The sequence below is a fragment of the Luteolibacter ambystomatis genome (assembly GCF_018137965.1).
Lineage (GTDB): Bacteria > Verrucomicrobiota > Verrucomicrobiia > Verrucomicrobiales > Akkermansiaceae > Luteolibacter > Luteolibacter ambystomatis.
In genome coordinates, this window is the sequence record NZ_CP073100.1 from 1,240,524 (window position 1) to 1,266,526 (window position 26,003).

At 55.5% G+C, this 26,003-nt stretch carries 12 protein-coding genes; 4 read left to right on the forward strand and 8 right to left on the reverse strand.

From position 1 onward, the window contains the following. Nucleotides 1-451 precede the first annotated feature (451 nt). Nucleotides 452-6,679, forward strand: a complete 6,228-nt coding sequence (locus KBB96_RS04810; protein WP_211632924.1) for a tetratricopeptide repeat protein — start codon at nucleotides 452-454, stop codon at nucleotides 6,677-6,679. 75 nt (nucleotides 6,680-6,754) lie between these two features. Here the strand turns inward: KBB96_RS04810 and KBB96_RS04815 are convergent, their stop codons facing one another. Continuing rightward, nucleotides 6,755-10,588, reverse strand: coding sequence for a hypothetical protein (locus KBB96_RS04815; protein ID WP_211632926.1), 3,834 nt, complete (start codon nucleotides 10,586-10,588; stop codon nucleotides 6,755-6,757). A gap of 467 nt (nucleotides 10,589-11,055) precedes the next feature. Between KBB96_RS04815 and KBB96_RS04820 the strand changes: the two genes are divergently transcribed. After that, nucleotides 11,056-13,794 (forward strand): nSTAND1 domain-containing NTPase, encoded by a 2,739-nt coding sequence (locus tag KBB96_RS04820; RefSeq protein ID WP_211632928.1) that lies wholly within the window; start codon nucleotides 11,056-11,058, stop codon nucleotides 13,792-13,794. Nucleotides 13,795-13,899: 105 nt separating this feature from the next. Further along, nucleotides 13,900-14,892: a DUF2934 domain-containing protein gene (locus KBB96_RS04825; RefSeq protein WP_211632931.1), complete on the forward strand. Its 993-nt coding sequence runs from the start codon at nucleotides 13,900-13,902 to the stop codon at nucleotides 14,890-14,892. A gap of 222 nt (nucleotides 14,893-15,114) precedes the next feature. On the opposite strand, the gene KBB96_RS04830 is transcribed toward KBB96_RS04825, so the two are convergent. Further along, a complete protein-coding gene (locus tag KBB96_RS04830; protein WP_211632933.1) occupies nucleotides 15,115-16,698 on the reverse strand; it encodes a restriction endonuclease in 1,584 nt (527 codons plus the stop codon). Nucleotides 16,699-16,924: 226 nt separating this feature from the next. On the opposite strand from KBB96_RS04830, the gene KBB96_RS04835 reads away from it, so the two are divergent. Next, nucleotides 16,925-17,716, forward strand: a complete 792-nt coding sequence (locus KBB96_RS04835) for a hypothetical protein (RefSeq protein WP_211632935.1) — start codon at nucleotides 16,925-16,927, stop codon at nucleotides 17,714-17,716. 141 nt (nucleotides 17,717-17,857) lie between these two features. On the opposite strand, the gene KBB96_RS04840 is transcribed toward KBB96_RS04835, so the two are convergent. The 6 genes from KBB96_RS04840 to KBB96_RS04865 all read right to left on the reverse strand — a co-directional run bounded on the left by KBB96_RS04840 (nucleotide 17,858) and on the right by KBB96_RS04865 (nucleotide 25,819). Then, entirely contained in the window at nucleotides 17,858-19,678 is a 1,821-nt protein-coding gene (locus KBB96_RS04840; RefSeq protein WP_211632937.1) for an ATP-dependent helicase, read from the reverse strand. Further along, on the reverse strand, nucleotides 19,656-21,563 hold the full coding sequence (locus tag KBB96_RS04845; protein ID WP_211632940.1) for an ATP-dependent nuclease: 1,908 nt from the start codon (nucleotides 21,561-21,563) through the stop codon (nucleotides 19,656-19,658). The genes KBB96_RS04840 and KBB96_RS04845 overlap by 23 nt, the downstream gene beginning before the upstream one ends. Before the next feature lie 489 nt (nucleotides 21,564-22,052). After that, nucleotides 22,053-23,558, reverse strand: a complete 1,506-nt coding sequence (locus tag KBB96_RS04850) for a zinc metalloprotease (RefSeq protein ID WP_211632943.1) — start codon at nucleotides 23,556-23,558, stop codon at nucleotides 22,053-22,055. Nucleotides 23,559-23,561: 3 nt separating this feature from the next. Next, entirely contained in the window at nucleotides 23,562-24,686 is a 1,125-nt protein-coding gene (locus tag KBB96_RS04855) for an ATP synthase subunit B family protein (RefSeq protein WP_211632946.1), read from the reverse strand. Continuing rightward, a complete protein-coding gene (locus KBB96_RS04860) occupies nucleotides 24,683-25,180 on the reverse strand; it encodes a hypothetical protein (RefSeq protein WP_211632948.1) in 498 nt (165 codons plus the stop codon). Before KBB96_RS04860 ends, KBB96_RS04855 begins: the two co-directional genes overlap by 4 nt. A 168-nt stretch (nucleotides 25,181-25,348) precedes the next feature. Continuing rightward, nucleotides 25,349-25,819 carry an SRPBCC family protein gene (locus KBB96_RS04865; RefSeq protein WP_211632950.1) on the reverse strand — a complete coding sequence of 157 codons (471 nt, stop codon included), beginning with the start codon at nucleotides 25,817-25,819 and terminating at the stop codon, nucleotides 25,349-25,351. Nucleotides 25,820-26,003 lie beyond the last annotated feature (184 nt).

A 26,003-nucleotide genomic window follows, 5' to 3' on the forward strand; every position in this document is an offset into this window, starting at 1 on the left:
AGTGCATGCCGCGCTTTCTTCGCTCTTGATTCCCACCACTGGAATCATGAGTCTTTTCCCAACGGGCCTGTAGCTCAGCGGTTAGAGCAGGGGACTCATAATTGTAAATTGCTGATTTTCAGTAATTTGCGATTCTTTGCAAAGCGTTGTAGTCGCGGGTTTTGCAAAAGACTGGGCTTTGCGAAAATTTGCGAGTGCCTGCCCCGATTGGTGCGATTTTTGGGCCGGATCGTATAATCGTTCGTATAATCGCAGACTCCGTTGGATCAAGGGATACTAGGTCCCCTCGCTCCGGCGCGAATGTCGCAGGGACTTCAGTCGCCTCGTTACGGGAGGAGTCGGGATGGCATGTCTATAGGAAGCAGGCAGCTTCCGCCAAAGTTCGGTTGCCTGACGTGGGGAGGTTGACCGCGGACTGCCCAATAGGAGACACTGCGTGGACCCTGATTAAATGGAAAGCCCTCTGCAAAAGCACAATCCCCTTAAGTTCTGGGAACTGAACGAGACGCATTTCGAGGAGCTATGCCGTGACATTTGGGAGAAGGAGCCTGAGATCCGGCGGGCGGAGCGGCACGGTAAGCCGCGCGGCCAGAAGCAGCGAGGCGTTGACATCCTCGCTCGGAGGACCGACGGGAAGTGGAGTCTCGGCTCATGCAAAAACTACGTTGAATTCGGAGTCGATGACTTTGACGACGCTGTTGAGGAGTTCTGGAAGTATCGACACGCTTGGAAGCGCCGTGGTGCAATAGCGTTTGTCGTATTCATTGGCTGCTCCAAGGGCGACGTGAAGCTTCAAGCCCAGTATCTTAGCCACGTTCAGGATTTCGCGAGTGAAGGCTTGGACCTTGAACTGTGGGACAATCGGGATTTGACTGACGCCTTACGAAGGCATCCGGATGTCGGCCGGAAGCATTTCAATTCAAGAATCCAAGCCGACCTCTATGGCTCGAATGCCGAGCCGGTGGTTTTCAACTCTGCAAAGGGTAGCGGCGACTTAGCTATCTCTGGAGGGTTACAGGAGAAGCTCATTCTCGAATTCACCGCCGCGGTGGAAGACGAGATTCCTGATTTGAGGGCAAAGGCGCGGCGCGGGGAATGGCGGAAGGCGTTGGAGCTCGTCGAGAAGCGTATCCAATCGGCAACGTGGCAAATGCTCAGCGATGAGACCCGCAGCAAGGTGCTAAAGCTATCTGCCGGCTTGCATCTCGACGCCAAGAACGATTTGGCAGGAGCGAAGATCCGTCTGAAACTGGCAAAAGAAGCAGACCCGAAAGGCGACTTCCAAGTATTGGAAGGAGTCATTGCCTTGAGAGAAGACGATACCGAGGCGGCTCTGAGGATCTTGGCCGTTCCTCAGACAACCGATGCCTGGAGCATCAGATTGTCGATCCTCATCAACCTCGGCCGTTCTCAGGAGGTTCTTGACCTCATGAAAGCGCCGACCTTCAGGCCGTCTGGGGGAACCTACCGGGTCGCTGGATTGGCATCTGTAGTGATGGGGGACTTTGAGCAAGCTCGTGAGTTCTCGGCGCTTGCGCTCCAAGCTGATCCCGAGGGGTTTTACATCCGGCTACTGGCAGCAAGCCTCAAGTATCTGGAGGCTGTGCTGCCGAGCTTCAAAGAAGCTCGCTTTCTTGGCTGGCCGATTCCGCCTAAGTGGGAGTTTGTCCTCTCCGACGAGAAATCGATGCGGGCTTTGGAAGAAGCCGAAACTGAATTTACTGCCTTGTTGGGGATCGTTGAGGATGGCCATGACGATCGGAGAGATCTGGAAGCTTGGAGACTTGGCTGTCTGGCCAACCATCCAGCTCGTCAGGAGGATGCGTCTATTTATGCGCGGGCACTGCTAGCGTCCAATCCCTGTCATTTGCCTGCGCTTGCTTGGTGTTTGGACCGTGGGCTGCCTTTCGATCGGGCTCAGTCAGGAAGTGCTCTCGAAGCAATGGTCAGAACCCAGCCAAGCGCAGAGCTAGTTCAAACTCTGGTAAACCTACGGGTGCTGGAAGGTGACTTTAAGGAGGGTGCCGAGCTTCTGGACTTGCATCGGATACTCTTTGAGCAGGACTCCTTCAAATCGGTTTGGCGTCATTTGAGGATTCAAGTGGCGGCGATACTCGGTGAATCGACTGAGGAAGCGGCTCTCATTGAGGATGAGCCCGATCCCATCGCGCGGGCCCAGCTCAAATACCTGGTTGAGCGTGTCAATGGAGCAAAGTCCGGCGTGTGGGCCAATTTTCCAGGGGCTGCATTTTCGCTCTTTGAGGCGACAAACGATCCCAAGTATCTTTTCGAGGCCTGCGAAACCGCGCTAGTTGCGGGAGATGCTGGTTTCGCTGCAGCTCATGCGGAAAGGCTTGTAGAAGAGCTTCGCTCACCCGGAAGCCTGCTCGTTGCTTCACATTCCTTGTTCAGTGCAGGGCAATTCAAGGCGGCCTTGGAGCTGCTTTCCCGCTATAATCACCTGATCGGAGAGGGAGAAATTGGCGATCGCCTTCAGCGGGTAAAGACGATGAGCCTCCTTAATAGGGGCGATCTCCAAAGTGCCATTGGCACAGCGAAGGAGCTTCTTCACAAAAGCGGTACATTCGACTCCAAGTGGATGCTATTCGCAACACAGGTAGAGGCCGCCGATTTTCATGGTGGCGCCGAGACGGCTCGCTCGTTGGTAGGAGATCCCGAGGTCACGAGTGGGCATCTAATCAACATCGCCCACGCCATGTGGATGACCGATCCACCTTTGGCTTCGCAGGCGTATGACAAGGCGATCGAGAAGGGCATTCCTGACCGCTTCTTGGCGATTGCAGCCTCGCTAGGCTACCGGCTGGGGAAGGACAAAGTTGCAAGCCCTCTTCTGCAAAAGATGCTTTCTGAGGCGGGAAAGCCGGGCTCGTCTCTAACTGTCTTGCGGGCGGATGAGGTGCAGAAGATGGACAGAGAGAAGTTCGACACCGCTGACCGCTTTCTGACCGCGTACAAGAATGGTGAAATTCCACTTCATGTGGCGTATTCGGAAGTGGGCTCGGCTGTGATTCAGCGTTGGCTGGGCAACGATAGGGATGTTCGAGATCTGGATGCGCCGTGCGGGCTGATACGAAGTGGTGTTCACTCGGTGCGCAAATACGAGATCGGCGCTGGCGAACTTTTCATGGATGTCAGCGCCCTTATGGTCGCGGATCAAATCGGGGTCCTCGGCCTCGTCGAGTCGACGATGGGCCCGATTCTTGTATCCCAAACTTCAGTCACCACCCTTCGCGAACTCGCTACCGCGCTCGCTTCAAGTCATCCTCGGTTGGATGAAGGCAGTCGGCAAGTTGCTGCTCTTGTTCAGGAACAGCGCGTAGCCATCTTCGAAGCCAGCCAATTTGACGTTCCAAGGTCCGAGAAAGAAAAGATAGATGACGATCGACCTGCTGAGCGTGTTTGGATCTGTATGCGGAATGGCCAGAATGGAACCTTTGCCACTTCACGCCCAGCCAGCGGACTGACTCTTTTCGTGGATAGCTTTGTTCTCTTGGTCCGAGACAAGTCTCCGCGGATTGGCGATTCAGTTGCGACGGGTGTGGAACCGACTGTTCTAGAGGAAGGGCATGCTAGGGCTCCGGCTGATGGAGAACTGATCTACTTGGAAAAGGGGGTAGTAGAATTGCTAGCGACCGAAGGTGTCTTGGCCGAGGCCTCTGTTAGATTTCGACTACGGATCGAGAAGCAAGAGCATCAGAGAATTGTCTCAAAGAATGTGGAGAATGGCCTGAGAGCGAGAAACGCTCAGAAAGCTATTCACCTCTTCGAACACGTTAGCCGGGGTATCGAACAAGGAGTGCTTCGCGTTGTGCAGCGGGATGAAGCAATTTCCGGGACGGCGGCTGAATTCAATGATTCGTGCGGATTGGGACTATACGACATGGGCATTGCTGCGTCCCAGGGATGCAAGTTCGTCTGGTGCGACGACCGTTTCGTTACGTCGTTTGCAAATTACGAGACGGCTTCGGTGGCCGGCGTCTCCGAAATCCTCGATCTATTGCGTAGGAGGCTGGTGCTATCGAAGGAGGAGTATTTTCGGGCGATTCTTCGGCTTCGCGAGCTGGACTTCAGGTATATTCCCACCTCGGAGGAGGAGATTATCTGGGCCTTGAGAACAGCTAAGGTTGAAAAGGGAAGGGTTCGCGAAGGTCCTGAACTGAAAGCGCTGCGGCGAAGCCTTGCAGCATGTACTTTGGACGCTCCTTCACTGAAGCCCCCAGAAGGTGTTTCCGTCGGCGGACCAACGATGGAGTTCCAATGGATTGCCGATAGCTATCAAGCCACGACCGGCGCGATTGCGGAGCTATGGGAGGATGAAAGTATCCCGGATGAGGAACTGCTAGCAAAGAGTGACTACCTGCTCGGGGAATTCGTTTGGCCTCTCCTCGCGCCAATCGAGTTGGCGGACAGGGTTCCGAATAGCCAATTCAGGAAAGATGCGATTGCTTCGGCGGCGGCAAGTCTCTTTGCACGAGGCTTGGGCTTGGATTCTCAGAGAGAGAAACTTGGCTCGCGAGATCACAGAAGAGCGCGGTTCAACGACTGGGTGGCGTCCCGATTGCTTGATCCCATAACCGCTGTGGAGCCTGAGGTGATCCAAGCTGTTGCAAAAATCGAGGCGGGAGCGTTAGAGGGCCAGCAGGTGTCCATGGGAGGTGAGGAAGAGGAGGCTATGAAGAGATTTCTGCTTCGAACGATTCTGGATCTTCCTGATGTAGTGAAGCAGGAGATCCAATTTGGTCAGGAATTCAAAGCATGGCTCAAGTTGCTGCCCGGAACGGTGCACATGACCGTATGGGGAGCGGAGTTTGATGCTGGAGAGTTTTGGAACGCAGTAGCTGAGGCGGCCCGGTCGGGGCAGGGAAGCGTTCAGGAGCAAAATGGCGATCGGATAGCTGTGTTGTCGCGTATCGAAGGTCGCAAGCCCTGGAAGCGATTGAGGTTTGCGCTCGATGGTCGTCCGCCGAGGGGCTCATTTCGTAATGAGGGAATGCCGGTGGCGTTGTTGCCGAGGGATCAGGCCAGGAAGTATTTGGAACGCCGGCCTGATTGGTTCGATGTAGATGCAAAGGAGCGCACGCGAAGGATTCGACGGATCACAGCTGAACGAAATGTTGGCGACCGCGTGGCCAAATTCCTCGATCATCGGGAAAGTTCGCTGGAGGTGCTCTATTCGGAGCTTCGCAAAGCCCTTAAGGGGAGGTCCGCGGTTACTACCGAGGATTGTATTCCCCGGTCGCTGGAAGCCCTCGGCAATCACCTGCGCATTTCACGACGTGAACTTGAGACTGGTCAGGTGGATCTCGATCAATGTGCTGCACGATTGGTCGACGACGTCGGTCTACCAAGGGCTATTCAGAGCTTTATCCAGCTACCGGTTCCGTTGCCCAGAATTCTGATCGAGAGATTCAAGAGCTGTGTCGCAATGAATCGGAAGGCGGTGCTGGTTAGGATCCTACGGACCACGAGAAGTCCTCTGGGGCTTATCCAGGCTGTGAAGCTTTTTGCCATGGCCGGGGAGAAGGAGGAAGAATTGATGGCGAAGGCAGAGGCCTTAGTAGCCCGAGCACTGAAGGAAGAAGCGAGCCTTGCGAGTTGGAAGTTCTTTCACTCCGTCCTCACCTGGGCATTTGCCATGCTGGGTGCGGTCGATCGCTTCCAGGGAGTGGATGATCGACTGAGACTCATTTTCGCATGGTTGCATGCGGGCCGCGTGTCCGATGCGTTCCTCTCGGTTGGGTCTTTGGATCTCAAGAGATGTGAGGGAGCGTTTCTGAACGACGCGCGGTTGTTTGGGCTCGAAATCGGAGGTTGGAACGAACTGGTCTGGGAGGATTGCATGCATCCACGCTTTGCAGGGAGGTGCTCGATTCTGGTGCCTGCCTTGGCGTCGGCTTTGGATGGCTTGAGTCATGCAGCCCAAGAGAGACTCCGGGTTGACGAGATTTTCGGGATCGGGAAGGAGAGGGGTGATGACACGTCGATTACCGACCTCTTCAAGATCACCTCTAACCAGAGGAACCGTTGGAACTCATTTCTTGGCGGCGATGGGTGTCTCGACTTTCGAATTGCGTTGGGGCAACAGTTCTCGCCTGCATTTGGGATTACCGACCCAGCGCAGACTGTTTTCGATGTGCTCGAAAGTTTGGAGACTGATCCGAAGCAGCCGGATGCATGGGCGATTTTCTATATGCTGTTGGGCGACATGCCAATGGGCCCGGAGGTTGAACAGAGACTAAGCGACCTCGTTTTGTCCCAGGACTTCGATGAGATCGTGGAACAGATTCCCGGCCCTGGACTGGGTGCCATAATGTTCGCAGCGAATCGCACACGGCTATGGTCTGATCCGCTGCTTGTTGCAAGGGTAGAGGGAATAGTGGCGAAGTATCAGCGGCGACTCATGGAGGAATCGATCTCCAAACCGCCTCCAGTGGATGCTGTCAACGTGGTATCCTATTTTTTGGGGATGGCGGTTGTTCCTGGAGACGAGTCGGCGACGTATAGCCGGTTCTTCGACTACCTCGCCGCCATGGTCCGTGCGTGGCCCCAGAGCGCGGCAATCTTTGACAATGTCTTTTGGGGCTGGCCGAATAAATGGCCGATCCGCCGTCAGAACGGCTATTGGAATTTCGCCCTGACCAAGCGAGCGGCAAAGTAAGAGCGGCCCGCGGTGAGCTAGGGACGACGGTTCCGGAAGGCAGCAGAGGCAAGAACGAAGAAATCAGCAAGCAGCTCATCGCCGGCCTCTTGCTCGACCGTCTTCCTTAACCGCCTGCGAAAGGTAGTCTTTGCTCACACGTTGGAGGATTCTCCGGGTGCGGGGCCATTTCTTGCAGAGATCAGCGAACCCACGAAATCGCTCTGCAAGTTTTCGTTCTTGGTTTCCCCCCTCGTAAAGATCTTTGCTGTAAGAACGGCGAAGGTTATGAATGCCTATTTCCAAACCGCGATCGACGCGATCTGCCCGAATTTCTTCGAGCACTGTTCTCACTGCTTCGTGGGGAATCGCGGAGTCTTCACCAAGTGGAGATTTGGCGAACAGCTGGCCGATATGCGAGTCACAGACGCGTAGCAACTTTGCTTCGGTAGCAATGCGTCGGGATTCGATCACCCATGCTGAAAGTGCCTTCTCATCGATTTGATTCCCCGAAAGACTTCCGGGGATAAGGGACCAATTATCTAACAGCTGATAGACGTTTCGCGCTGTTAGCCTTTGAATTTCGGACGGTTCTGGGCGCGGCTCTGGAGTTTCGCCACTTGCCAGAAAGGGTGCCTCCCCTTCCTCATCGTCCGCCATTTCGTGCTCGGGAACGTCATCGAGCGGAAAATACAGCTTAGCAAGGGTTTCAACAAAATACGCGGGCTCCGTAGAGAGGCGGCGTTCGAGCGCAACAGGAGAGAACGAGCGCCGGTCCAAAAGCGAGAGAAAGGCGAATTCCCAATTGGCAACTTCCTCTAGACCGAGTTGGTCAACATTGCCCTCAAGTAACTTGATGCTCTCTTGAAGTCTATAGGCATCCATGGTGCCTCGAGCTTCCGATCCTGAAGCAAGAATACCCGATAGCGCGGCCAAGATCGGAGCGGAGATCTTGTTCTTCGTGACAGCATCGCAACTCATAACGAAATGAAGCGCGTCCCACTCTCGGCCGGACTTCACAAGCTTCTCACACCCGTAAGTGGCTTCTTCTTCAGTGAGGTCGCTACTTCCCCAAGCGTACACTTGGGCCCAATACTCTGCTCCCACTGCTTCGCCTCTATTCTCGACCCACGTCCAGCTGGATTGATCTATGGGCGTCGCTAGTGCAAGAAGAGCTTGCTGCTGAGGAGTCCAGCTTTCCGTCGGCAATTGGCGCGCCCACTCTGATCCATTCTGAGAAACCCTTTGTGCTAAATAATTGCGGGCGCCTTTAACCACCTTCGGGTCTTCGTCCGTTAACCATTTGGGAATTACCTCCGTCAAACAAACATCGCCTAGCTCACATGCCATCGCCCAACCCAGTCCAAAAGGGTCCTCCACCGATTTCAACACTTCGACTATGCCCTCAGTCCCCGACTGGTCGAAAAGGTTTCTTAGTGCTGCCATCCGTTGGACGAGAAGCTGCTGCCTCTGCTCCTCGTAGGGCAGAGAATCGTCAGAGTAGTCTAGTGCATCTTCCCCAAAAAGGGGCCCAAGAAGAACAATAGGATCCTTCACCGACAACTCCGTCAAAGTCTGTTTCCACTTCGCAATCTCCTCAGGCGAAAATTGCCATTCGCCTTCCTCAAAGCGGGTTTGATCGGAGATGAACGAATTTAGTTTCTTCCACCACACCTTCCTCTCGTTCGTGGAGGTCCCCTTGTGCAAATGGTCTTGCAGTCTACCGAGAATCTTTTGGTAAAGGGGCCTCGAGATAAAATAAATTGAACCAATAATCTCAAAGAGCGAAAGCCACTTCTCGTCGCTTCCTTCGGCTCCCTCGATGAGCAGATCAACTACCCCAGATGCAAATTCCAGGAGATCGTCTTTCGTTAGATCCTCCTCGATCACAGCAGCCCAATTTCGATAGATGGGTTTTGTGCTCGGCCACATCACCACCCGCCCCGAGCGAGGAACGAGTTTCTTAAGGAGCGTCCACGTTGACGCGGGGAAGCGCTGTTGAAGTGTTCTCAACACGCCAAGCCGAGTTCCTACGTCAGTGATGCTCTGGCTCCTTCGGCAAAAAAAAAGACCTGTCACACTTTCTATCGGTCTGTTTGCCCAGGTGCCTCCGGGATCAAGTTCCGATAGTCTCGTTATAATCGCAGCAACGCGTTCAAAGTTGTCAGGCGCCCAAGCCGCTGCCTCTAAGGCCCAAAGAAGCCCGGAATGATGGGCCCTTCCGTAAATCCCGCTAGTCTCTTGGCGAATCAGCTCGGCAAGCTGAGGGTCAGCGGAATCCAAATCCGACTCTATTGCCGTCAAGAACTCGTCAGGCGCTGCTTCCATCAACAGTCGCAGCTCATTCGAAAGCGAGGCCCAACGCATCCAGCTCGCGCCAGCGGGCAATACCGAGGCTACGACATCCGAGGCCAGTCTCTGATAATCGTAACCTAGGTCTTCACCGAGCTCATTCTGCCTCGAGGCACAAACGGCTAGGATCTGCGCCACACCTTTGCGTAGATGCCCGGAATATTTCCGGGCTTTGCCCTTCAAGGACGCCATCGGACGATCTTCAGGGGCTAACGTGAGGGCTGGGTCATCGTCGGTTAGAATAGCTATTGTTTCAGTTTGGAATCGGCTAAGCAACTTAGGGCTCCACAGCCGGTGGAGAAACTGCCAAGCGTCCAAGGACGATTGGAAACGCCAATATCGAGGATTTTGGCCCCGGCCAGAAATGATGAGTGAGATTGGTGGATCGTCAGACTCTATGCTCCACCTATTCGCTTCTTCGCGAAGGCTGGAGTAGCTTCGGCCCGAGATTGTGACCAAAGCCTCCAAATCATTTTCTCGCTCATCTTCCCATGCTCCAGCCAACAGGAGTGAAGCCAGAATCTCGCTCTTTGCCCACGCTGGCTCTGCAGTAACTTGGTGCTTTGAGCGAATCCTGCGAAGAATGGTGAACATTCCACCTGAGTCGCGGGCAATTCTCTGCGCCTCGATGCGATGAACACCACCGGCTTCAAGCGATTGAACAAGATCTGCCTCTCGGATTCGTTCCAGAATCGGATCCGAACTTCCGGGTGAAGAAGCCCTTACGCCTGCTTGGCGCAATACGGAGTGGCCAGCTAGGATCGCCGCGGAGACGTCTTCTGCCTCAACGCGCAAGAGTGGTGAGACGATCAGAAGCATCGGATTCGGGCTGCCGACCAAGGTTTTCCAAGTCTCCCTATCGTCGACAACTACGGACCTAGCATGAATCGCCGTCTTCTCCAGTATCGGCAGATTCTCACACCATGCGCAGAAAAACGCGACCAATTCATGCGGGGAGTGACACCTGACTGTGAGATCGCTCGCGGATCCCTCGGCCCATTCACGAATACGATCAGCCACACCATTGCGGCTCGCGAGAAGTGTTGCGGGAGACAATTGGATTGTTAGCCCGGCCTGAATTCGATTCCAATACGTTGAAACATCGTTTGCTCCAGAGACAGGGCGTCCCATCTCATTTGCCAGCCAAAAGGCGACAGAAGGCGCCTCACGCAACCACTCCTCCAAGTTGCTCGAATCAAGCGCCACGACCTGTCCAAAGACCCCCTCTTGTAATTTAGCTTTCTCCCAGCCTGTCTTTCCGAGTAACGGCCTCGCAGTTTTTGCTGACTTAGCGGCCTTTTTCGCCCGAGTCTTTTTCGCGGCCTTCTTTGTCGCCTTTTTCTTTGGCTTGGGGTCGTGCCAGTCTACGGCTGAAAGAGCCACGAATGTGGCTTTGCTTAGGTCCTCAGTTTCTCCTTTGGCGATCCGCTCGCGATGTTCCGCAACCCTCTTGTCGTAGTCATCATTGGCCTTCGACTCAGCTTTTGAGGTTCCCAGTTCCCAAAATGCAACTCCCTGCGGGACAAAGGGTGTTGTGGATTGACTGACACTGGTTCCATCGTAACCAGGCCGATGCACTTCCCCCTCAGAAGGGAAATGACATTTCGAGAGATTCCCCCGAGGCACGGTTGCAATGATTAGGCGAGATATCAGCTCTGGGAGGAGCGACTTGGCGCCAGGACTTCCTGACCACTCAGCAATGTGTCGCGCTCGGATCAGAGGTGGATTCATCGATGGGGAGAGTGATGAAAGTTGATGATTGTGGGTCTAGGCTGCCAGAAGTTGCCACTTCCTGAAGGCCAATCCACCGGTTCTGTCAACTACGGAGCCAGGGGACATGGGGGGAGCCTCTCAGCAAACGAGTTTGGGCATTCTCAGGTCAGTCCACGTCCTGGTTCCGGCAACATTAAATCTGATGCCAGCCATTTGAGTCCCGGTGGTCGCGCGTCCTTGACCCTTGGAAGACAGTGTGGTTCTCATCATTGTAAGCCTCACGTTTGCTCACCATGCCTCACCTAAGAATCTTTCTCTCGTCACCGGGCGACGTGGCTAACGAACGTATCGTGGCCAAGGAGGTGATCGACAATCTTCCTTACAATCCGCTTCTTCACCGCTCGATGTCCTTTGAGTTGGTTGCATGGGATATTCCAAGCGCGCCGGGCCTAGATGCCAAGATGGTGCCTCAAGCTTCGCTCGATCGAGACCTGCCTAAGCCTTCCGAATGCGACATCACCATTGGGATCCTCTGGTCTAGAATTGGAACCCCTTTCGAGCTGGACGGAGTAAGCTACGGATCTGGCACCTTGTATGAATTGGAGGATGCCATGCAGGGAGGCGGAGACGTCCTCATCTATCGGCGCACGGAACGAGTGCTCTTAGATCTCGATGATCCAATCCTTCCCGAGAAGCAGGCGCAGTACCGCAAGGTCAAAGAGTTCTTTCAGTCATTCCATGATGCCAGCGGTCACGCGAAATTTTCCTACAATACCTACGACAAGCCATCTGACTTTGCCGACAAGTTGCGGGATCACCTTCTTGCAATCGTAGCACGCCGAATGTCTAAGACGTGGGGCGAAAACGAAAAACTTGCACCGGCTTGGGAAGGTTCTCCCTTCCCCGGACTGCGAGCCTTCACAACCAACGATGCGCCCATTTTCTTCGGGCGAGGACGCGAAACCGACGATCTCTTAAGGTTGGTTGCGGTTTGGCCAGTTCTCATTATCATGGGCGCGAGTGGATCAGGCAAGTCGTCGCTGGTTGGCGCCGGCCTGCTGCCACGGCTCGCGGCGGGCGCGGTGGAAGATAGCTCCCGTTGGCATGTCCCGGCCTTTGACTCGACTATAAGGCAATGGCGGGGCCTGCGGTTCTCGCCGGCAGAAGTAGGAAATGATCCCTTCCTAGGACTCGCTGCCAAGCTCGCGCCTCTGATCGATGACGACCCTGCGACCTTGGCTGACATACTCCGGCACGATGCGAATGCTTTCGGAGAGCGAGTCGCCTCCCTAGCCACAGACGGAAGGAAAGTGGTCGTTTTCGTCGACCAGTTCGAAGAGATCTTCACAAGCGTCAGTGCGGCTAGCCGGCTAGCCTTTGTCGATCTATTGGCCGTCCCAAATCCTTCCATCCGATGGGTCGTCACAGTTCGATCTGATTTCTACCACAAATGTGTCGATATCCCCGAGCTTTCGCGCCTACTTGAGAATGGCCAGTTTCCGCTGTCGACTCCAACGGACACCCTGCTGGATATGATCGCCCGTCCTGCACTACGCGCCTGCATAGATTTTGAGGAGGGTTTGACGTCTAGGGTTCTTGACGACACTGGCCGAGAACCAGGGTCGCTCGCCCTAATGGCCTATGCATTGGACGAACTCTATCTCATAAGCCTGCGCCGTACTGATCGGACCTTGGCGATCACCGACTATGAAAGTCTGGGTGGCGTTCAAGGTGCTATCGGCAAGCGAGCTGAGCAGGCATTTGCGGAACTGACGCTCACCACAATGCAGAAGGAGAAATGCCTGCAGAGGGTCTTCCGCGAGCTCATTGAGATCGATGAGCGCGGCGTGGCTACCAGGCGCCGGGCGCTCATCAGCGAGGTTGGGCGATCCGACAATGAGCGCGCCTTCATCGACTCGTTCGTTGGTGCCCGGCTCCTGACAACTAGCGAGGGCGACCAAGACGGACAAATTGAGGTTGCCCACGAGGCGCTGCTCAAGAGTTGGGCGCGTTTGGCGAAATGGATTGAGTTGATGCAGGGCGATTTCCTTTTGCTCCGGCAGTTGCGCGCTGCCGCGAGCCAATGGGAGGCGAGCGGGAGGAGCCACGACTATTTGTGGAGGGGAGAGAAACCGGAAGTCCAAGCCATGCTGGCGCGGCTCGACCCTCGACTAAGCCAGATTGAAATTGACTTTTCCCAACCCGAATCGACCCATCTAATAACCGAGCTCCAGTTGGACAAGATCGACCACTATCGTCGAGAATTCATCGGCCAACAGTTAGCGATGCTTGGTGATCCGCGGACCGGCGTGGGCTGTAGACTTGGCATTCCCGACCTTGAATGGTGTTGGGTCGATATCGGAGCGGTGCAGCGTGCAGAGTTTCGGGACCACCAAGGGGCCGTCTTTGGCGAGTTCAATCTTCATGGCTTCTTCATGTCGAAGTATCCTATCACCTTCTCGCAGTTCCATGCTTTCGAAGAAGCAGAGAACGGAGCATCGAACGATCAATGGTGGCACGACTTTGAGAACGTAGACCGCGAAGTGTTGGCAACGGGTTCCCAAACAGCATCAAATTTCCCGGCTTCAGGCGTCTCTTGGCACGCAGCCGTAGCCTTTTCCAGATGGCTGACGACTAGCGTGCCTAGGGATACGCTTCCGGAGCGAGCAGACGGATGGTCCATCCGATTACCCCACGAGTGGGAATGGCAATGGGCAGCGATGGGTGAAGCCAACGGTAAGGCATTCCCTTGGGGTGAGTGGGATCCGTCCCGGAGCAACTTGAAAGAAGCTGGCATTGGACGGTTTACCGCAGTCGGGCTGTATCCCGCCGGAGCCGCTAAATGTGGAGCTTTGGATATGGTCGGAAATGTGCGCCAGTGGTGCTTGAACAGTTTCAAATCTACCAACGATATCTCGTGCTCAGGGATTCATCCGCGTGCCCAGAGAGGAGGCTCAATTAATCAGGAGCACCCTTGGGGAACCGCAAATTATCGCTCCAGCAATGGGCCTGTCAAATCCAAGCCCGAAGTTGGTTTTAGAGTGGTGTATGCCCCTCCGCTGGCGCTCTGAAGAGCGGACGTCAGCAGACCGTCGGAGTTCGAGCGGATCCCCCTTGCGCAACTTGAATTCGGACGGAGACCCGTGCCCCGCGATTGAAGGCCCGATTTTCAACCTATGAGCCGTCGAATCATTCTCGATAAGAGCTTCCTCCAAGCAGAGGCTAGGAACTGTAACCGTCTGCGTTTACTCAGGGAGGCTGGTTACACTTTCGTCGTAATCGACACCTTGGCGTATGAATTTAGCACTGGTCGAGGTGCCCAAGAATGGGGCGTGGCACAGCGAAAACTCTTTGAGTTTTCTGACCACGTCGAGATTTGGACGCACATCGGCGAGCTACTCAGAAAGGAAGTGCGCATGGGTGTCCCCACAGCCTCACCAATCGATGATGATCTAACATATCGAATGCGAGAACTTTGGAAGAATGGCAATGTGGCGGTGGCTAGTGAGGGGGATCCTGCAATCCAGAGAAGCAGAGCGGAGCGCGAAGTCGATTCTACCGACGCTATGGCTGATGAGTGCAGGAATTTCTCGGTGTCCTATCCGGAGTATGCTCGCGAGGTGAAGCGTCGCGTCGGCGCTGGAATCGACGTAGGACCACTCTTTGTCGACCTTCTACACAACGAGAAGCTCATCCAAGCTTTCGTAAGAAGGGACCACGGCGACCCAGCAGATCGGGAAGTCTACATTGTAGGGGCCGAATCAGGACTGAATCATGAATGGCTCGCGTATCGGCTTCAACGAAGTCACTTGGCTGCCAAGTTACTATTCATGATGAAATACGAAGTCGGCACTAGGTTGGGGAAAGAGTTCATCAACACAAAGTTGGACTTCGACTACATTGAGGCACTCCATTTTGCAGATGCGATTGCAACAAATGAGACATCGGGAAGCCTCGGACTGGTTTGTGATTGGCTCTATGGTCCTTCGAAGCCCAGAATCTCGACTAATTTTATTGATGGGGTGATGCCTTCTGAGCAGTCGATTCGAGAGCGAGCTTTCTTTCTCTGGGAATGCAGCGGACGTCGGGCGGGGGATGATCTCGCTCATTGGCTGGAGGCCGAACTGCTAGCCAAGCGCTTGGCATGGCCCCAATTGCTTCCGATGTAGCTCCTCGCCCACTATGAGATCGTCGAGGCTCAAATGGTAAGATCTCTGCAGCGTCGGCAATCTGAGGGCCGTCACTCGGCGGCGTGCTCTGCAATCGAAAACTCCCCCGGTCCGTCCTACGGCTGCCAACAGATCAAAGGTCCGCGCAGTGATTCCTTGCTTCGCTGCTGGGTCCGCATTTCGAAAGGTGAGGCCAACCGATTGCGCGGAGCGGAGGCAGACTCAGATCGACAGTGCCCGCCGCCGCTCTGCTAAGATCACGGACATGAAGTCGCCCGATTCCACCGCGAGCCTGATGGCTGTTGCATCTAAGAGAACTACCACGAGGCTTTCGGTGGAACCCCGCAGTAGTTCCTTGGTGACGGTGTCGGCGAATCCGTTCCAAGAGAGCAAGAAGCCGAGGGTGCAGCGGCCTCCGCGGTTCCTCATTTTGTCACGGAAAACCACGAGCTCGTTCTTGCCGACCTTTCCGCTCCAGTTCTTGCACTCGACGAGGATCTCGGTGCCTTCGCGGGCTAATGGCGGTTTTTCGACATTGTTCTCGATCCACAGATCTATCTCCTCCGTTTGAGTGCGGACGTTGGAGGAAATCCCGAATCCGTCCACGGATGCGAACAGCGCTGCAGCAAGTTCTTCCAAGGCTACACCCTTGTCGGCAGCAGACGTGGAGGCATCGACCCGATCGACAAGTTGCCTCCACCCGATGCGGTGTTCTTCGGCCATTGCCGCCGCGCGGATCGAGATGCTGATGTTTGCGTTCGCGTCTAGGGTCTGGGCATCCTCGGTGAATTTGGAGATGATCTCAGCAATTCGTTCCTTCGGGACATGAATCGAGATCGCGGCCTCTAACGATACCATGACCATTTCGGTCTCCTGGTGGCCCATTCCTACCGAAGCGAGTTCGTCGGCCAGCTTCGATTGCAGGCGATCCCAAATGCCTTGCCTATAGTCCTCAGGCCATCGTGCAAGATCCGCCCAAGGATCTTCGAAGAATTCCAAGGAGACAGCTTCCTGTCCTAGGGCTTGGGCCGCGAGACCGACCACAATTGGAAAATAGCCAGCCGATTTCTCAGGGATGAAGACGAAAGGGTGGATCTCGAAAATTGTGATTAGTCTCAGCCGCTCCGCAACCGGTTCGATTGGAAGGACGACCAAGGGTGCTTGAATGGATTCGAGCTGTTGCAGGACGTCCTCACTGACTGCAACAGGCTCATCATCCTCCGGCTTCAAGTCGTCATATTCGATTGTTCCGGCGCCGAATGAGAGAGGTCGAAGGGCCTTGATGATCGCCCTGTCGCGAGCGACCCCATCCTCGATGGCCCGGATTTCGTCGATGTGCTCCGCCGGGAAGAAGGGGATAAAGCCTTCGTCCGATTGGATCATCGCCATCCCTTGGGTAAGATCGGCGAGGGTGATAATTTCGAGGTGGCGCACCATCAGCTCGGAGAGGGCCTTTGATGCCGTTTCGTCATCGCGGACATCGGAGATCGTTAGCTTTCCAGTATTCAATGAAAAGGTTCCCTCCTTGAGGGGATCGCCAACTGTTTCACAATCGACATGGAACTGGAGCTCTACAAACGGATGCTCCCAAGAAATTTCGGGATCGGTCTTGTCTTCGATGCAATCGCGAAGCCTCAGCAAACCCCATTCGAGTAGCATCAGAAGCATCCCCTCGGGCCAGTTCGGGTGTTTGGTCTCGAAAGCCTCAAGAATATCGGGCAAGGTGTCGATGTAGCGCCCGAGACGCTCCACGGGATCTTCTGCTTCGTTCTCTGCCTCATCGGCACCGCTGGCTTCAGGGGTCATGCGATTGTGGGTGCGTTCGATTTGCGGTGGGCTGCCTTGGTACCGGAAGGTCTACCGACTGTCGGTGCCCGATCTTTGTCGAAGTGAAGCGGCCTGCAACTCCAACCGATTTGATCGAGGTTTTTGGGGGGCGAACGCCGGGATCCGGAGGCAGCGATGGTGCACCGAGAAAATGACGCATATTTCCGGTGATTCACCAAGGTTGTCATGAATTGATGGTGTTGTTATGGCAGATGAAGCGATTCCGATGGAGATCGTGGAATGGATGCGGGCCCGCGAATGGGGCGCTCACCACGACGAATGGCATTTCGTCCGGCGCTGGGATTTCTGGCGCGTCTTGGCCGCTCAGGGAAATACCGCTGCCGCCGAGATGGTAGAGTATGCCGAGCAGCAGGGATGGCAGCGTGCCGAGATCCAGGAAGGAGAGGCTGGGAACGGGTTGGAATTCCTCTCGATGCATCGAGCGATGCTCATTTTATTGCTGCGGAACTTCCCACAACACATGCATTTTTTCCGAGGGTGGGCGCGTCCTCCTCTTGACCCCCGAGATGTCGAGGATCCCGTCACGGATGGCAGCGAATTCGATTCGAACCGAGCGGCAGCTCTCCTTCGGATTGAAGCTCCCGGAGAACCCTTTGCTAGCGAGGATGACTTCGGAATGTTCGTTGAGACCAACCTTGATCCGGTTGCGGATGATCCGCTTCACCGTCATGAGGATCCCCGGCGCGGCATCCATAACTATCTCCACAACCGATGGACCGACGAGAATAGCCCGATCAACCTCGGGGATCCCAAGGTCAATCTTGAGAACGCGAGGTTCTGGAAGCTCCACGGTTGGATCGACCACATGTGGTGGCGTTTTCGGCGCGCCAACGGTCTCTCCGACACCGACGCGACCTACAAGGCTATGATCGACCACTACGTCGCGATGATGAATGAGCCCGGGCATCATCATTTGCACGGCGGACATCATGCTGCCCCGCGCCCCGCGGGCTTTGCGCATTCGTTCGTCGAATGATGCGCAGGGCGCCGCAACCGAACAGCGAGGCTGCGAACTCAGCCAGTCGGCATTGGGCTGCCTTTCTCGGGGGATGCGGCACCCCGGAGAGAATGGATTGCGGCACACGCGGTAGACGCGCGAAAGTTCTTCTCTGGGAGGTTAGGGAGGAGCTTCTTCAGTTGAGTCCAACACCTCGTCTACGAAGATTGAACGACCCTTGGTAATGGTCTTTCCTTTTCGGATGAACCAGCCCGACCACAGGAGATGGACCTCGTGCTTTGCACGGGTCATTGCGACGTAGAATAGACGTCTCGATTCCCTGAGGTCAGGCCCGTCATCCGTGGAGTAGGGGATCCGTCCGTTCTCCAATCCAAGCATGATCACGACATCGTATTCCAGGCCTTTTGCGCTGTGGATCGTCGTGAGATTGAGGTGATTCGGTGAGCCGCGCTGGCCGCCAAAGTAGCCAACGGTGTATTTGACGAGCTTGCCTTTAGCTACGGTGAGCTGATAGAGTGCATCGAAGGCCTCGATTTCATCGCTCATGGTCGGTTCCTTGGCGATTCTTTCATACAGGCCCTTTCCTTTGAACAAGGTCAGCCACTCATTCAGCGATCTGCCAGTCTGCCTAGTCTGATGAAGGAATTGGACTAGCTCTCGACGGCACGCAGCGATCTCCGAGTCCCGCACGATGCTTGGAAGGAATCTGAGCCAAGAGCGCAGCAGCGTGGATAGCCTAGGATCTCCTTCCTTCCATCCGCCTGCGCACCAGCTTGCGCACTCCTCCAACCAACTGATCAATGGAGTTCGGGAATAGGGGTTGCCTTGATCGAATCGCACATACTCGATTCCAGCCTCGGCAACGGCATCAGCCACCTCTTGGCCATCATACTGGCTTTGATAGAGTATGCCGATGTCACCGAGCATGCGGCCTTCTTTTCGGGCGAGGGCCTCGGGTATCAAGGTATGGACCGCGAGGGCCACCTGTTCGTCGAAGCCCCCGGGGCATTCATAGCCTTGAACGATCCCCGCGTGATCATCCGCCGAGACAAACTCGCGCTTCTCACCGAGTGCCAGCGTCGATGCTTTAATGATGGTCTTTCCGCATCGATAGTTCAGGCGAAGGCGAACCTCCTGAACCTCTTTTCTGGCCGCGAGTTGCCTCATCAATGAGGGCCTGGCACCGGTAAATCCATAGATTGATTGGTCGGGATCCCCGACCGCAAACAGCCGGATTCCCTCCTTGATGCATAATTCCATCACGATCTCGTGAAGAGGGATTCCCAGATCCTGGTACTCGTCCACGACCAGAATTGGAAACCGTGCTTTGAGTGCCTTGCAGATCCACGGATGGGTCTTGATCAGCTCCAATCCTGCCAAGGTCATTGCGTCGAAGTCGATCACACCCGCCTCCCTTAGAAGCCGTTCGTAATCTAAGGTGATCGCTGCAAACCGAAAGGCCTCGGCCTCCCACTCCGGGCTTTCTCGATCAAGGACGGTGCGTCGAAACTCATCAAACCGAGTCTTGAGAAATGCCGGGTTCTCATTGGCACCGAGAATGTTGGCAACCGCTTGGTCAAACAATCTTCGCTGCTCGCCAGGAGTGGCGACTTTCAGTGGATCCGGCAGGTTGAGGCCCGCGATCCGACCGTAGGGAATGATAATCTCACGTAGGCAGAAGGAGTGAACTGTGCCGACGAAGAGACGCGCCCCTGCTTCAATTCCCAAGCGTTGCAGCCGTGATTTGAGTTCCTTCACGCACTGCGTGCTGTAGGTGAGGCAGGCCAAGCCTCTCGGTTGGCGAACATCCTCAGCGAGCATCCGTGCGACCTTTGCGGTCAGGACTTTTGTCTTGCCGCTGCCGGGGCCGGCGAGAACCACGCAATGGTGCTCCGATTCATAGGCTTCAAACTGCGGTGCATTCGCCCGCATCTCATCGGCAGCTGCCTGGTAGCCCTTATTTTGCGTTTCCTGTGACATGGGCGATACCTTTCAAAATGTAGGGAGGACAACCGAAATGGGGCGACCATTCAATGTGGCTGGCGAGTCTTTGTGCAAACCTGCCTTTTCCAACGTATCCGATGTCGGCGAGAAAGACATCGACGTCCTCCAGCTTCTTGGCAGCTGCCCGATTTTTCGCACGTGTTTTGGCAACCTCGACGGGGCAAAGCTCGCGCATGGTCTTGCTAATGCTCGTCCAGAAGCCGGCACGGAACAGGTCAACCTCGAGGGTGTGATTGTTTAGAAATACGCCTGACTTCTCGGCAAAGAGGAGTGCTTCTGCTTGTTTCTCGGGCAGCTCGAACTCAGCAAGTAGAGCTGGCAGGATTTGGTCGAAGACCCGGGGTATCCCGAGTGTCTTCGATCCGTCAGCTGAAGGATCAAGATCCGTGAGGATCGCCAATGGAATGTTCAGGCCTTGGGGGCCGAAATACTTCGAGTAGGGAACAAAGTTGGTCCCGGCGACAGAGCACACAGTGATTCCCAGTGCATCTAGATCGTAGCCGGCTTTGCTGGCGAGCGCGGGGACGATGAACCTTTCGGCGTCGCCCTCGACGAAGAGGATTCCGCGTGCGAAGAGCGCCTCGGCTCGTGAGACATCGAGATAGCGTTCGATGTCGTCGCGTTCCGACTCAGACAGCGGGATTGAAGAACCCGACACTCCAACGGTGGACTTTCCGTCTCCGCTCTTTCGGAGGAGGATAATGGACGATGCAGGAGCGACGCTGGCAATGTGAGGCGAGTGCGTCGTCAGCAGGTAAGTGACGGGATCAGATTCTTCGACTTCTTCCTCCGAATCATCGTTGGCCTCATCGTCGTCGAGTACCTCGCCCTCCTCCTGGTCCTCCGTATCCTCACCTTCGGAGTCCACTTGCTCATCCTCGTCCTCTTCCTGATCGTCGTCGATCCAAGGCCGGAGGTAGCTCCGATAGACCAGGCGCTGTAGGTGTGGGTGGAGGTGGGCCTCTGGTTCCTCAATGCAGAAGTAGGTGTGATCACGATCGCCCTCGGCAACCAAGGATTCGAGATCCAACGACCGGAGGGCAAGGTAGAGAATATTTGAGGTGCCAAGACTCGCTTCGGAGATATCCCTCGTGCCAGAGTCGAAAAGGAGCCGGAGACTTCGGAGGAGCTTGTCGGGATCGGCAGGCGAGAATCCAAACGCGGTTTCGATCGCCTGTTGCTTGCCGGCCATTTTCTCCAATTTGGCGTTTATCGTCTCGGCAAGAGCCTCGATGGGGTCGAGCTTTGCGATTTTGGTGGTCTCGTCGGAGACTCCTTTGGCGAGTTGCTCGAGTTCTTTGCGATCGATCTTGTCCTTTGCCACCTCGAGTAGAGGTCTGAGAGGGGAACGGCTCCACCGTGCCAGGTCTCCTTCGGCGTCTCGCAGTGCATGGAGAACCTCCATCGGAAGTCGCTTGCGTACTTCGTAGCCGATGCGGTTTTCTGGGCGGTCTCCGCCATAGACCAGGAACTCGAAGTCGCTTTGCTTGCCGGGCGGATGGTCGAGGCCGGGAATCGGACCAAATTCGTAAGTGATGCGCGACACCATAGGGCTTGGCTCGACGAGGTGTTCCGCCAGCACGGCGAGTTGATTCTCGTCGTGCTCGAAATCAGCAATGTCCACCGAGATTCGGATTTTCGCATCCGCGGCGAGTGGGCGAGGAAGACCGTCCCAGAAGTCCTCCTGTTTCAACTGACGAGCATTGTCGGAGAGGGAAGGGTCTAGCAGGAGCCGCAGTGCGAAAACGAAATTGGTTTTTCCGATTTGGTTCTCCCCCAACACGACGATCGAATCTCCAACCGTAACATTGAGGTTCTGGAAGTTTCGGAAATTCTCGATTTGGATCCTGCTGATTCTCATGTGGGAGCGGAAGGTGTATGAATCTGATGCTGGGCAACGCAGGTTCCCGGTCAAGTCGGCAAGACTCATTGACCGATATGGGTGGTAAGTGATCCGGCCGTCATGCCGGGCCGTGCTCGCGAAGGAGGCAATTCGCGTTTGCGCGGGCCGCTAAACCGAATGGCAGGTCACAGCACGCGGTCAGGCTTGTCCGGATAGGCGAGCGTTGGTCCCTGAGTGGCACGCGGAGCGTCTTTCGCCTCGCGGATCACCGACAACCAACTGCGCTCGACGTTGGGATTGGCGAAGGAGGGAGGTTGTCGTTGCTAGGCTGCGGCAGGGACGCGTCAGCAAAGACGAAGGTCCACGATACCTCGAAGCCTCTACTTATTCATTGGCAACAACGGCGGCATCCAGAGCGAGATAGCGCACGGCCGCGGGCATTGATATTGAGCGATGCTCTGGAAGAGAATCTGTTTGAGTGAACCGATCAAAGTGAGTGCAGCAGTTTCATTTGCTGCTGAGTTTTTGGACAAGTTGTGAGGCAATGCGAACGCGATTGTAACCAAGCTCTTCGCAATCCGCTGCCCGACGGAGGAATTCCTTGGCTTGCTTAAAGCGGGAGTCTCCCGCTTGCGTCTCGGCGTAGCGTCGGCCCAAGGAGTAGCAAGCTGCTGCTCGGTCCATCCCCATCCCTTTCTTCGCCGGCTGCTCCGCGAGGGTGATGAGTGCCGATGAAGCTGTGACTGGCACTACTCCCGAACGATAGAAGAGGGCGGGACCTGCTTGTTTAACGAGGTTCCAGTGGCTGCGATCGGAGTCCTTCAAGCGGTCCAAACTAGCAATATTCACCTCAAGGATGTTCGAGATGATCTGTGTCTTCACTCCAGTCCGCATCGCGGCCCGAATCCGATGGATGCCAGGCTTACGGAAGGTGTAACCACCCGATTGTCCGAAAATGCTTACGTCTCGAGCAAATGGCTTGCCTTGCTGAATAGAGATTCCACCGCCCTCAAGTGAGCAGTAGTGGTTGATCGGCCGGTACCGGCGCGTCTCGCCGTCTGGCTCTTCTATCCAGATATTGAAGTCGGGATAGCCGCAATCGACCCGATTCGGGATCTTCACAGGTTGCCTCCGTCCCTTTGCCAAGCTGATTTCAATGTCCAGCTCGACCGGGCGATGTGGAGTGAATTCGGCTGTGGCAATGTCGATTTTGAGTTGCAACCGCGGGTCCGGGCCGGAACCTAAATTTTGCGGGATGTCGTATTCGCCACCGATGCTCCGATCAAATTCCGCCCCAAGGTCTCCATAGCGGGATCCACCGGGACGAATGAAGGGATAGTCGGCGCGGGAGCACTGGCTAAGGAGCAAGCTCTGGTTTGGAGTGAACCTGAACGCTGATGCAGCCTGCCGTCCAAGTGGTCGGTCGGAGCTGGGCATCATGAAATTTGCAGGAGCCCCCTGCGGGTGGCCCATATGTCCCAGATTGAAGACATGACCGAGCTCGTGGATGGTGGTGAATGCGATCTCTTCGCGGATTTGTTGGGCGCTTTGTGGCGGATTCCCGTTTACCGTTCGTGCCTTGATGATGGCGTCCACGAAGACGGCACAGCCTTCGCGAGCGATGCTGGTAAAGCTTGAAGCGGGATCGTCCTCGGTCACGAATCCGCGATCGAACATGATGCCCAGCACTTCGTCGGGAAAGAAGTGATAGGCACGTGCAAAAATGAGCCCAATGCGACTAATTGGGCGGGACGAATTCGGAGCAACGAGCCGCAGAGCGGTATGAAGCCTGGCCGCCGTTACCGTCGCGGGATCAGCGGGAGCTGGGGGGAATTGAAGACGGGGAATCGGCTGTCCAGAGAAGAGCAGCTCAATGGCACCGTTGGAGGCAGCATGGAAGTACTGGCTTGCCCTGGTAAAGAGGTCCCGAAGGAACTCTTCCGGGATTGGATGGGCTGCTTCAAGATACGCGGGGTGACAGGTGATGCGTGCGGGAGGGATTTGCGGTGGCATGGCCTATTCGACGGTCACTTTGAACAAGTAGGGGAGTTCGGCATTGGGCTTTTCGCCCCCGCTGAAGAGGAGGTTCACTTCATAGCTTCCTGCTGCGAAATCAGGCGGGAACCGCAAGCTGTAGTGCCTGTTGTCGGGATTGGTCTTAGTAATGGTGGGTTTCTTTTCGATGCTTTGAAGTTGGTCGTCGGGCTGCTTTACTTGGAACACGCTGCTCACGGCCACGTCAGGGAAAGGAGTATCGAGAACGAGATCCAAGGGCTTTTGGCTCAACCGCCCTTCGACACGCTTGATCAAATCTCCAGAAATACCCACCGAAGGCGGAGCTGAGGGAGGCATTTCCGGCTTGTCCTTCCGTGACTTGGAGGACGAAACGACGAGCTGGTTGCCCAATTTGACGAATTTCGATTCGGTGCCCTTGGCCCCTGTCTTAGCCACGAAGGTCCTATAGGGCACGTTTACCAATCGGATTCTACCCTTTCCATCGTCTTCCAAACGGTAGACGACTGGTGTCATGGCGGTCGGTTTTGGAGCTGCACCTCCGGACTTGGTATTGGCACCCACTAGCTGCCGCAGTTGGGTTCGAGCGAAGTCCCGTTCCGCGATTGCTTGGTCGTAAGCGATCTGCTTTGTCGCGTCCGGTGCGGCATCTAGGGCGATCTTAGCCTTGTCCACAGCCAACTGCTTCTCTGCTAGAGCTTTAGATGCAGCTGCAATTTTGTCGTCCTGTGCCTTCTCTGCGGCTTTCCGCGCCTCGAGTTCTGCTTTGACGATCTCTCCGGCGGCCCCGATGAACTTTTCGGGAACTGTGTCGGTGTATTGTTTGGTCTCGAATTTCTTCAGGACACCAGGTGCGTCCTTTTCGTAGTCGAGCGACATGGTATGCTTGCCAAAGAGCGTCCACGTGTTGACGGCGTATTCGGCGGTCTCGTCCCGTGAGACGAACTTCGTGTATTCAATCGAGCCGTCCTTGCCCGGCTTGCCGATTAGGTAAACCTGAGGAAGGTAGTAGCGCTGGCCCTTGGCATCGGGGTGATCGGCCACCTTTTTGACGGTGGTCACCGAAATGCAGGAAACAGCCGGGGCGAAGGCTGCAATAGCGAGTGTCCTGACTAGGAAGTTTTTCACGGCTCGAACTGGACTAGTGGATAGGTGACCTTTGCGTCGACCAACGCGATTCCCTTGGGAGTGTTCATGATCTTGAACAACCGCGGGCCGGGGACAGACTTGCTTGCTTCTGGAGTTCCATCCTTGGTGTTGGCTCCAACCAGCAGAGGACCGAATGTCTTCACGGCATCGGCGATGGCGGCTGGCACTTTGGATGTGTCTAGAGTGGACGAGGTTCCTGCCAACGCGCCCTCCGAGAGGGTCAAGGTGGTTTCATTGCTCGACATCAATGCCCACGGCCGTGCGCTATGAAGGCGGCTGCGATCTGGAAGAGTCAGGATCTCACTCTTAACACCGCCGTTGTTGTCAGTCGTTACTAATAAATAGGTAGAGGTTTCGACGTATCGCAGACCTTCGTCTTTGCTGTCATCCGTCACTCGGTGGAATGTTGTCCCGGCACATCCTGAGAGCGCCAAGATCAACACGAAATGGAAGGGGAGGTGAAGCTTTTTCAAGTTGTTACATTATCTGTTTTTGGGTATGCCTATTGCAAGTTAAAAGTGAAGTGCTACTCACCTGTGGGGTGGCATTTGGAAGCCCAACGAGAGGTATGGATCTTAGGCGGAGTGAACAATAGAAGGTGGACGCCGGCCGCCTTGATTCTGACTGTTAGGGGCGGCCGATTAGCCGTGATCCGGGATCTCCGGCTCGGTCAACTTTGCTAACAGTTGTAGGGATTCCTGCCAGCCCAAGTAGCAGGCCTCGAGGGGGATCACCGCCGGGATGCCTTCTTGGACAATATTGATTTCCACACCGCAGAAGACCTCGCGCAATTCCACGGTGGTGATCATGGTACCCGGGAGATTCGGATCCTCGAACTGGTCGTCGTAGCGGATTCTCTTGTAAGGGTCGAGTTCCAAGTAGCGGCCCCCGAAGGCGTGGCTGCTGCCCGTATTGAAGTTGGTAAAGGACATCCGGTAGGTGCCGCCGACCTTCGCGTCCATGTGGTGGACTTTGCCAGTGAAGCCGTGCGGCGGCAGCCACTTGGCCATCGCATCGGGATCAAGGAAGGCGCGGTAGACTCGCTCCGGCTTGGCGCGCAGCACCCGGTGAAAGCGGACAGTTCCAGTGGTTGTTTTAGGGTCTTCGGACATGATGGTTTATCAGGATGGTGCTTCACTATTGCGACGAGCGGCTGCAGCGCATTGTGGGCAATCCTGTAAAGGTTGGTGCGGATATTTCAGTGGAGGCGCTCCTTGGCGCAATGGCTCAAGTAGGTAAAAATCAACTTCATCACCTGACCTGAAGAGTTGTTTGAGTGGTCAAACTCTCGCAAGA

Bases quoted from the DNA above. Each gene is read 5' to 3' on its own strand.
- KBB96_RS04810 (WP_211632924.1), top strand. From the start codon at position 452: ATGGAAAGCCCTCTGCAAAAGCACAATCCCCTTAAGTTCTGGGAACTG.
- KBB96_RS04825 (WP_211632931.1), top strand. From the start codon at position 13,900: ATGAGCCGTCGAATCATTCTCGATAAGAGCTTCCTCCAAGCAGAGGCT.
- KBB96_RS04830 (WP_211632933.1), bottom strand. From the start codon at position 16,698: ATGACCCCTGAAGCCAGCGGTGCCGATGAGGCAGAGAACGAAGCAGAA.
- KBB96_RS04835 (WP_211632935.1), top strand. From the start codon at position 16,925: ATGGCAGATGAAGCGATTCCGATGGAGATCGTGGAATGGATGCGGGCC.
- KBB96_RS04840 (WP_211632937.1), bottom strand. From the start codon at position 19,678: ATGTCACAGGAAACGCAAAATAAGGGCTACCAGGCAGCTGCCGATGAG.
- KBB96_RS04845 (WP_211632940.1), bottom strand. From the start codon at position 21,563: ATGAGAATCAGCAGGATCCAAATCGAGAATTTCCGAAACTTCCAGAAC.
- KBB96_RS04850 (WP_211632943.1), bottom strand. From the start codon at position 23,558: ATGCCACCGCAAATCCCTCCCGCACGCATCACCTGTCACCCCGCGTAT.
- KBB96_RS04865 (WP_211632950.1), bottom strand. From the start codon at position 25,819: ATGTCCGAAGACCCTAAAACAACCACTGGAACTGTCCGCTTTCACCGG.